General features: G+C 62.3%; 9 protein-coding genes. 5 read left to right on the top strand and 4 right to left on the bottom strand.

Going from position 1 to position 9,144, the window contains the following annotated elements; all coding sequences use genetic code 11:
- From A3764_RS10185 to A3764_RS10170, 4 genes are all read right to left on the bottom strand, one after another.
- A partial coding sequence (locus tag A3764_RS10185) for a LysR family transcriptional regulator (RefSeq protein ID WP_150122136.1) occupies positions 1–279 on the bottom strand: 279 nt, incomplete at its 3' end.
- 293 nt (positions 280–572) lie between these two features.
- Positions 573–1,295, bottom strand: a complete 723-nt coding sequence (gene phbB / locus A3764_RS10180; protein WP_067928157.1) for an acetoacetyl-CoA reductase — start codon at positions 1,293–1,295, stop codon at positions 573–575.
- Positions 1,296–1,371: 76 nt separating this feature from the next.
- Positions 1,372–2,547 (bottom strand): acetyl-CoA C-acetyltransferase, encoded by a 1,176-nt coding sequence (locus A3764_RS10175; RefSeq protein ID WP_067928160.1) that lies wholly within the window; start codon positions 2,545–2,547, stop codon positions 1,372–1,374.
- A gap of 153 nt (positions 2,548–2,700) precedes the next feature.
- Positions 2,701–3,549, bottom strand: a complete 849-nt coding sequence (locus A3764_RS10170) for an EAL domain-containing protein (RefSeq protein WP_067951557.1) — start codon at positions 3,547–3,549, stop codon at positions 2,701–2,703.
- A gap of 90 nt (positions 3,550–3,639) precedes the next feature.
- Between A3764_RS10170 and A3764_RS10165 the strand changes: the two genes are divergently transcribed.
- The 5 genes from A3764_RS10165 to A3764_RS10145 all read left to right on the top strand — a co-directional run.
- Positions 3,640–4,224 carry a DNA-3-methyladenine glycosylase I gene (locus A3764_RS10165; protein ID WP_067923304.1) on the top strand — a complete coding sequence of 195 codons (585 nt, stop codon included), beginning with the start codon at positions 3,640–3,642 and terminating at the stop codon, positions 4,222–4,224.
- A gap of 598 nt (positions 4,225–4,822) precedes the next feature.
- Positions 4,823–5,443, top strand: coding sequence for a 30S ribosomal protein S4 (gene rpsD / locus A3764_RS10160; protein ID WP_067923301.1), 621 nt, complete (start codon positions 4,823–4,825; stop codon positions 5,441–5,443).
- Between the two features lie 143 nt (positions 5,444–5,586).
- Complete coding sequence (locus A3764_RS10155; protein WP_067923298.1) at positions 5,587–7,005, top strand: homospermidine synthase; 1,419 nt, start codon at positions 5,587–5,589, stop codon at positions 7,003–7,005.
- A gap of 157 nt (positions 7,006–7,162) precedes the next feature.
- A complete protein-coding gene (gene hisC, locus A3764_RS10150) occupies positions 7,163–8,248 on the top strand; it encodes a histidinol-phosphate transaminase (protein ID WP_067923295.1) in 1,086 nt (361 codons plus the stop codon).
- On the top strand, positions 8,245–9,144 hold a 900-nt coding region (locus A3764_RS10145; RefSeq protein WP_067951556.1), incomplete at its 3' end, for a prephenate/arogenate dehydrogenase family protein. The genes hisC and A3764_RS10145, both read left to right, overlap by 4 nt.

The following is a 9,144-nucleotide window of genomic DNA, read 5'->3' as shown; positions in this document are numbered from 1 at the left end:
GTCATCCTGCAACCGCCGGGTGGCGCGCCATGCTTCCGACAGGATGCGAAAACCGTCCTCTGTCCCCGGTGCCAGCGTCCGCCCCGCGTCCGTCAGGGCCACGGCGCGGTTGAGCCTGCGAAACAGGGGCGCGCCCAGATGCTCTTCGAGCGACTTGATCTGAAAGCTGAGCGCGGCGGGCGTCACGTTCAGCTCATCCGCCGCCTTGGCAAAGGACATATGGCGCGCCGCCGCGTCGAAGGCGCGCAAGGCAGTAAGAGGGGGCAGCCGATCGGACATATCAGTTAAGTATATCTTTTCTGAACGCCTGAAAAGTCTCGTTTGTAGGCTGGCCCCTCAGGGCGCATATGTCTCACAGACAAGATGTACCAATGCGAAAGGTAGAAACCATGATCGAAGCGACAACAAACACCGACGCGCGCAACGCCTTCGAAAAGGCACATGCGGCCCGCGCGCAGGCCATCGCCACCTTCTGGAATCGGGTGTTTCATCGTACCGCCCGATAAGGCAGGCCACAAAAGCGAAAGGCCGGACCAAATGGTCCGGCCTTTGCGTTTGAATGTTCCGTGCATTCAGACGAAGAACTGCGCCCCGTTGGCCGAAATGGTGGAGCCGTTGATGAAGCCAGCCTCATCCGCCACGAGGAATTTCACGGCCCGCGCGATTTCCTCCGGTTCGCCAAGCCGACCTGCCGGGATCTGCGCGATGATCGATTCACGTACCTTTTCAGGCACCGCCATGACCATATCGGTTCCGATGTAGCCGGGGCAGATCGCGTTCGCGGTGATATTCGCCCGCGCACCTTCCTGTGCGAGCGATTTCACGATGCCCAGATCGCCCGCCTTGGTCGCGGCGTAGTTCACTTGCGCGAACTGACCCTTTTGCCCGTTGATCGAAGAGATAACGACGATCCGGCCGAACTTGCGTTCCCGCATGCCGGGCCAGACCGGGTGGATCGTGTTGAAGACGCCGGTCAGGTTGGTGTCGATCACCTCTTTCCACTGCTCGGGCGTCATCTTGTGGAACGGCGCATCACGGGTGATGCCGGCGTTCGCCACGACAATCTCGATCGGGCCGAGTTCGGATTCGACCTTTTCAATTCCGGCCTTGGAATCGTCGTAGTCGGCCACGTTCCACTTGTAGGTCTTGATGCCGGTTTCATCCGTGAATTTGGCGGCGGCGTCGTCGTTGCCGGCATAGGTGGCCGCAACGGTATATCCCGCCTCTTTCAGTTCCCGCGAAATGGCGGCACCGATGCCCCGGCTGCCCCCTGTGACCAAAGCGATACGCGACATGGTTTATCCTCCCTCAAGGTAATGTTATTTCGACCCGTCAATTGGGCGCGCAATTATATTGCGCGCCCAATTGTTTTTAGGGGCGCTCGATGCACATGGCAACACCCATACCGCCGCCGATACACAGCGTCGCGAGCCCTTTCTTCGCGTCACGGCGCTTCATTTCAAAGAGCAGGGTGTTGAGAATGCGCGCGCCCGATGCACCGATGGGGTGACCGATGGCGATGGCACCGCCGTTCACGTTCACGATTGCCGGGTCCCAGCCCATGTCCTTGTTCACCGCACAGGCCTGCGCGGCGAAGGCTTCGTTGGCTTCGACAAGGTCCAGATCCTCGGCCTTCCAGCCGGCTTTTTCAAGCGCCTTGCGCGAAGCATAGATCGGGCCCACGCCCATGATGGACGGATCGAGACCGGCGGTTGCATAGGATGCAATCCGTGCCAACGGCTCGATCCCGCGCTTTTCGGCTTCTTCCGCCGACATCAGCAGCGCACCTGCAGCACCGTCATTCAGGCCCGATGCGTTCGCCGCGGTGACGGAGCCGTCCTTGGTAAAGGCGGGGCGCAGTTTCTGCATCGCTTCCATGGTTGCGCCGTGCCGGATGTATTCGTCCTGATCGACGACGACGTCGCCTTTCCGGGTCTTGACGGTGTAGGCGACGATCTCATCCTGGAACTTGCCGGCCTTCTGGGCGGCTTCAGCCTTGTTCTGCGAGCTTACGGCGAATTCGTCCTGCTGGTCGCGGCTGATCTGCCACTTCTCGGCGACGTTCTCGGCGGTCTGGCCCATGTGGTAGCCATTGAAGGCGTCCCACAGGCCGTCCTTGATCATCGTATCGATAAGCTGCATGTCGCCCATCTTCTGGCCCGCGCGCAGGTTCTGCGCATGGGGGGCCAGGGTCATGTTTTCCTGACCACCCGCGGCGATGATATTCGCGTCACCCAACTGAATGTGCTGCGCGGCCAGTGCCACCGCCCGCAGGCCGGAGCCGCAAACCTGATTGATCGACCACGCGGCGGCTTCTTTCGGGAAGCCTGCGTTGATATGCGCCTGCCGCGCGGGGTTCTGGCCCTGCGCCGCCGTCAGCACCTGCCCGAGGATGGTTTCGGAAACTTCCGACGCGTCCACGCCTGCGCGTGCCACCAGCTCCTTGAGCACTGCGGTGCCAAGGTCATGGGCCGGGACGGTTGAAAAGGAACCGCCGAAACTGCCCACGGGCGTGCGGGCGGCGGATGCGATGACGACATTGGTCATGGGTGATTTTCCTCTACCTATGGCAGAGGACTTCACGTTCCGGCCACTCCCTGCGACCGGCTCCGACTCCCCCACCTTCTGCTCTGGACATACCGCATCTGCTGCATCGCGGCAACAAGGCCAAAAGGAAGCAGGCGGCGTTCCGTTGCGACGCTAGCGCCGACGTTGACCCGCCTGATTGATCGACGCGGGCAGCCATTCGGGAAAGAGCGTCGGCGCGCAATAATAGTAGCCCTGCGCATAGGGGACGCCCATCTTGCGCAGCAGCTTCGCATCCTGATGGTTTTCGACCGATTGGGCGATCGTCGTGCCGCCGAATTCCTCCGCGATGGAGATGAGAGAGCGGACAAGCCTGCGGTTCTCCTCCCGCGTGGCAAGGCCCCGGACGAACTGGCCGTCGATCTTGAAGATGTCGAAGGTGAAATCGCGCAACCGCCGCAGCGCCATGGGGCCCGCGCCGAAGTCATCCAGCGCGAAGCGCACGCCAAAGGGCCGTGCCGCCCGCATCAGATCGCTCACCAGTTCGGGCAATTCCGTCACCGAAGTCTCCCCCAGCTCCAGCACAAGCCGGCGGCCCAGGCCGGGGGTCGCCTTCAGTTCATGCATCAGCATATTCGCCCAGCGGCCATAACCGATGGAGCGGGCGGACATGTTTATCGACAGATGCAGCTTGGGCACGAGGCGCAGCGCCTTCAGCCCGATCCGCAGGCTGGCCACGTCGATTTCTCGCTCGGTGGTGGTGCGGCTCAGCAGAGAGATGTATTCACGCGCCACGATTTCGCGCCCCGCAGGGTCGAGGATGCGGCTCAATCCTTCGTAGAGGACGGGCGTTTCCCCACCCGAAACCGGATAGACCGGCTGGAACGCCAGCATCGTTTCGTCATGGCGCAAGGCGGCTTTGACGGTGGCGGAGATGTCATCCGCCTGCCGGGTCACGGCATAGTCAAGCGGGGTCCGAAACTCGGCCGGGATGTCATGAATGTCTGCCTTCCCTTCCTGCATCGCCGCCTCCTTTCGCTGGTTTCATGCGCGAATGTGGGGCATGAGTCTCAACACGAGTTTAACGCGGGACGGTTCGGAAAGGGTGGCGACATGCATCGATGCGACTGGGCCGGGCCGGACCCGATCTATCTGGAGTATCACGACACTGAATGGGGCGTGCCGGAATGGGACAGCCGCGCGCTTTGGGAAAAGCTGATACTGGATGGCTTTCAGGCCGGGCTGAGCTGGATCACGATCCTGAAGAAGCGTGAAAACTTCCGCCGCGCCTTCGAAGGGTTCGATCCCCACCGTATCGCCGAATGGGGGGAGCCTGACGTCCAGCGCCTGCTGGCGGACCCCGGCATCGTCCGCCATCGCGGCAAGATCGAGGCCGCGATCGGCAACGCCCGCGCCTGGCAGCGGATCGAGGCAGGCGAGGGGTTCGACACTTTCATGTGGCGCTATGTCGATGGGGAGCCGCTGCAACCGCGCTATTGCACGCAGGCCGAGGTGCCGCCGTCGACTCCGCTGTCCGAACAGGTATCGCGGGATCTGAAGAAAGCCGGGTTCCGGTTCTGTGGTCCCACCATCGTCTATGCCTGGATGGAGGCCTGCGGGCTGGTGAACGACCATGTGGTGACCTGTCACCGTCACGGGCCGGTGGCGTGCATGGGAGAGGCAGGCAAGAGGGGCTAGAGCTTCAATGTGATGTCAGCTCTATGTTTGGGTCAATGAGGGAGTCTACAATTCGAGCGAAAGCAAATTGCAGGCCAAGATCAAGGTTCCCGTTAGAAATGCAGCGACCCCAGATATGATAAGCAGCTCTCCTACGTGCATCCAAAAATTTGCTTTATCATAATTGGGCTCGTCTCCCCGTAGCGTTCGATCGACATAACGGGTCGAGAGAAATCCTACGAGCCAGCAAGTACAACCGATCGCAACCCCAAAAACAAATGCTACCAAAGCGTAGCCGACTGATTTAGTCGAAAAGTCCGAATGTGTAGGGCTAACTTGGCTTAAGACAGCGACGGCGGCTCCACCGTTTACCAAAATAATCGCTTTGATTGCACCTTGAGCATACTGCTGGGAAATGTCCCTATAATCCGTTTGCGTCATTTGCCGTCATACCCTTCATATTGTCGAATGCTTTGCATCGTAGGTTGTCACAGTGTTGACACCGCCCCGGTCCCGCGTATAAGCGCGGCTTCGTTGGTGTTGGTGGCCCCCGCAAGGGGATGCCTGTCGGGGTTCGCCCAGAGGACAACGCCCTTTATAACAGTAAAGGAGATCAGCCGTGACAAAACGCACGTCTGCCAAGCACAAACTCGATCGCCGCATGGGCGAAAACATCTGGGGCCGTCCGAAATCTCCGGTGAACCGCCGCGAATACGGCCCCGGCCAGCACGGCCAGCGCCGCAAGGCGAAGATTTCCGATTTCGGCATCCAGCTGCGCGCCAAGCAGAAGCTCAAGGGCTACTACGGCGACCTGACCGAAAAGCAATTCCGCCGCATCTATGGCGAAGCCGAGCGTGTGAAGGGCGATACCGGTGAAAACCTGATCGGCCTGCTGGAGCGCCGCCTTGACGCCGTGGTCTACCGCGCGAAGTTCGTCTCCACCGTCTTTGCCGCGCGCCAGTTCGTGAACCACGGCCATGTCCGTGTGAACGGCAAGAAGGTGAACATCCCCTCCTACCGCGTGAAGGAAGGCGACGTGATCGAGGTCCGCGACCGGTCCAAGCAGATGGTAGCACTTCTCGAAGCCACCCAGCTGCCCGAGCGTGACGTGCCCGATTACATCGAAGCCGACCATTCCAAGATGACAGCCACATTCGTGCGCACCCCGGCCCTGGGCGACGTTCCCTACCCGGTGGTCATGGAACCGAACCTCGTCGTCGAATTCTACGCCAAGAACTGATACGGGCAGCGGCTGCGGCCGCGCCTTATCCATCCGTTTCTGCAAGGGCCGCCCATGGGGCGGCCCTTCGCGTTCCGGGGCCTTGGTTATTCCAATACCGGTCCGAATCCCTTATGCCCCCGCAAAATCCAGCGGAGAGCGCCATGTCCAACTATCCCGTTTACGGTCGTATCGACGGCCCCATCGTCATCATCGGCTTCGGTTCCATCGGAAAGGGCACGCTGCCGCTGATCGAACGCCACTTTGAGTATGATGCCGACAAGCTGGTGGTTGTGGAGCCCGACGCCTCGGTGCATACCTTCCTGAGCCAGCGCAAGATCCGCCACGAGCAGATCGCCATCACGCGCGACAATTATCGCGACGTTCTGCGGGGCCTCTTTCCTGACGGGAAAGGCTTCTGCGTAAACCTCAGCGTCGATACCTCTTCGCTCGATATCATGAAGCTCTGCCGCGAGATGGGTGTTCTCTATATCGATACGGTGGTGGAGCCGTGGGACGGGTTCTACTTCGAGACGGAGAATAACGCCGAGCGTACGAATTACGCCTTGCGTCAGAAGGTCCGCGACGAAAAGGCCGCGAACCCCGGCGGGACGACGGCGGTCTCCTGCTGCGGGGCGAACCCCGGGATGGTGTCATGGTTCGTCAAGGAAGCGCTGCTGACCCTCGCCCGCGATACCGGCAAGGAAACCGCCGCGCCCGAGAACCGCGAAGGCTGGGGAAAGCTGATGCAGTCGCTCGGCGTCAAGGGCGTGCATATCGCGGAGCGCGACACGCAGGCGCGCCGCATCCCGCGCCCGCGCGGCACCTTCGTCAATACCTGGTCGGTCGAAGGCTTCATTTCCGAAGGGTTCCAGCCTGCCGAACTGGGCTGGGGCACGCACGAAACATGGTTCCCCGAAAACGGTCACTCTTACGATACGGGCTGTCAGGCGGCGATCTGGCTGGAACGGCCCGGTGCGATCACGCGGGTCCACACCTGGTGCCCCACGCCGGGGCCGCAGTTCGGCTTTCTCGTGACGCATAACGAGGCGGTATCGATCAGCGACTATTACACGCTGGGCGATCCCGGCGCGCCCGACTATCGCCCGACCTGTCACTATGCCTATCATCCATCGGATGACGCGGTGCTTTCCCTGCATGAGATGTTCGGCTCCGGCGTGACCCAGACCAAGCATCACATCATGGAACCCGATGAGATTTCCGAAGGCATCGACGAATTGGGTGTGCTGCTCTGCGGGCACGAAAAGAACGCGCTCTGGTACGGCTCTCGCCTGTCCAACGCAGAGGCGATCGAGCTTGCCCCCTATCAGAACGCGACCGGGCTGCAGGTCAGCTCGGCGGTGTTGGCCGGGATGGTCTGGGCGCTGGAGAACCCACAGGCCGGTATCGTCGAGACGGATGAGATGGATCACGCGCGCTGCCTCGACGTGCAGCGGCCCTACCTCGGCCCGGTGGAGGCGCATTACACCGATTGGACGCCTCTGCAGAACCGCTGGGAGCTTTTCCCCGAGGATATCGACGAAAGCGATCCCTGGCTCTTCCGCAACGTGCTGGCGAGCTAGTGCAGGGCCATGGTTCGCGGCACACGGGGGCGGCGGGCCGTGGATACGGACTTCTGATTGCGGTGACGCCGCCGGGCATGGCCCGCTGCGGCGTCACACCGCATCTTCACTTGCCCCCTGCGGCGCTCTAAACAGCTCCTGCAAAGGAACATCGCCCATGACGCTACACAGGCCGCAACCCGGCATCATGCAGATCGCCCTCTATCAGGGCGGCAAGTCGAAGATCGCGGGGCGCGACGAAGTCCTGAAGCTGTCCTCGAATGAGAACCCGCTTGGCGTGCCGCGCGCGGCACGACAGGCCATCGTTGAGGCCGCCGGGCAGGTGCATCTCTACCCGTCCACCGATCACGCCGCCCTCCGCCACGCCATCGGCGAGGTTCATGGCCTTGATCCCGATCGCATCATCTGCGGCGTGGGCTCTGACGAGGTACTGCAGTTCGTAACCCAGGCCTACGCCGGCCCGGGGGACGAGATCATCCATACCGCGCACGGCTTTTCCATGTACCCGGTCCTGACCCACATGGCCGGCGCTACCCCCGTGGTGGTGCCCGAGGCGGACAGGGTGGTGGACATTGACGCCATCCTTGACGCGGTGACGGAGCGCACCCGCATCGTGCTGCTGACCAACCCCGGCAATCCTACCGGCACGCTGCTGCCCGATGCAGACCTGCAAAGGCTCGCCGACAGCCTGCCAGAGCGGGTGATCCTCGTAATCGACGCTGCCTATGCGGAATATGCGGAAGGCTACGACGGGGGCGCGGCACTGGCCACCGAGCGGCCTAACGTCCTGATGACGCGGACGTTTTCCAAGATATACGGCCTCGGCGGCCTGCGCATCGGGTGGGGCTACGCCTGCCACGACATCATCGAGGTGCTGACCCGCCTGCGCCAGCCCTTCAACCTGTCAGAACTGCAGATGTCCGCGGCTGAGGCCGCTCTCCGCGATCCCCGGTGGTGCCGCGACTGCGCCGCGCTGAACCGTGAACAGCGGGCGCGACTGACATCCGCGCTCCATCGGCTGGGCATCGCCTGTGACGAAAGCCGGACGAACTTCGTCCTCGCGCGCTTCGCCGATGCGGCGGAGGCGGAGGCTGCCGATACCGCATTGCAGGGTGAAGGCATCCTTGTCCGCGCGGTGGGGGGCTACGGCTTTCCCGAGGGGTTGCGGATCACAGTGGGCAACGCGGAGCAGACCGGTCGGGTGATCGACGCATTGACCCGCTGGCGGGAGGCGGGCGCATGAGCCAGGTTTATGACAGGGTCGCACTCATCGGCCTGGGGCTCATCGCCTCGTCGATGTACTGGGCGATGAAGCGCGGTAACCTCGCAGGCGAGGTGACGGGCTACGCCCGCAGCGCGGAGACCCGCGCCACCGCGCGAGAGATCGGCCTCTGCGACCGGGTCTGCGATACCTTGGCCGAAGCGGTCGAGGGCGCCGATCTGGTCGTGCTCTGCGTTCCCGTGGGCGTCATGGGGGCAGTGGCCGGCGAAATCGCGCCGATGCTGTCGCCGGGTGTAACGGTGACGGATGTCGGTTCCGTCAAGGCGGATGTCATAGCACAAGTCGCTCCCCATCTGCCCGAAGGCGTCCACTTCATTCCCGGCCATCCCCTTGCAGGCACGGAACATTCCGGCCCCCGAAGCGGATTTGCGGAACTCTTCGACAACCGCTGGTGCCTGCTCGTGCCCGTCGAAGGAACGGACCCGGAAGCGGTCGCCCGCCTGCGCCGTCTGTGGGAAGGCATCGGTGCCAATGTTGAGGAGATGGACGCAGAGCATCACGATCTGGTATTGGCTGTCACCAGTCATGCGCCGCATCTCATCGCCTATACGATGGTCGGCGTGGCCGACGATCTGCGCCGCGTGACCGACAGTGAAGTCGTGAAATATTCCGCGGCCGGCTTCAGGGATTTCACCCGCATCGCCGCCAGCGATCCAACCATGTGGCGGGATGTTTTCCTGACCAACAAGGAGGCGACCTTGGAAATTCTCGGACGGTTTACCGAAGAACTCTTCGCTTTGCAGCGCGCCATCCGTCAGGGCGACGGGGAACATCTGTTCGATTACTTCACCCGTACCCGCGCGATCCGTCGTGGCATCATCGAAGCCGGGCAGGATACCGCCGCACCCGATTTCGGG

The organism is Sulfitobacter sp. HI0129, from assembly GCF_001635395.1.
Lineage (GTDB): Bacteria > Pseudomonadota > Alphaproteobacteria > Rhodobacterales > Rhodobacteraceae > Sulfitobacter.
This window is presented reverse-complemented; position numbering and strand designations above follow the sequence as displayed.

Bases quoted from the DNA above. Each gene is read 5' to 3' on its own strand.
- phbB (WP_067928157.1), bottom strand. From the start codon at position 1,295: ATGTCGCGTATCGCTTTGGTCACAGGGGGCAGCCGGGGCATCGGTGCC.
- A3764_RS10175 (WP_067928160.1), bottom strand. From the start codon at position 2,547: ATGACCAATGTCGTCATCGCATCCGCCGCCCGCACGCCCGTGGGCAGT.
- A3764_RS10170 (WP_067951557.1), bottom strand. From the start codon at position 3,549: ATGCAGGAAGGGAAGGCAGACATTCATGACATCCCGGCCGAGTTTCGG.
- A3764_RS10165 (WP_067923304.1), top strand. From the start codon at position 3,640: ATGCATCGATGCGACTGGGCCGGGCCGGACCCGATCTATCTGGAGTAT.
- A3764_RS10155 (WP_067923298.1), top strand. From the start codon at position 5,587: ATGTCCAACTATCCCGTTTACGGTCGTATCGACGGCCCCATCGTCATC.
- hisC (WP_067923295.1), top strand. From the start codon at position 7,163: ATGACGCTACACAGGCCGCAACCCGGCATCATGCAGATCGCCCTCTAT.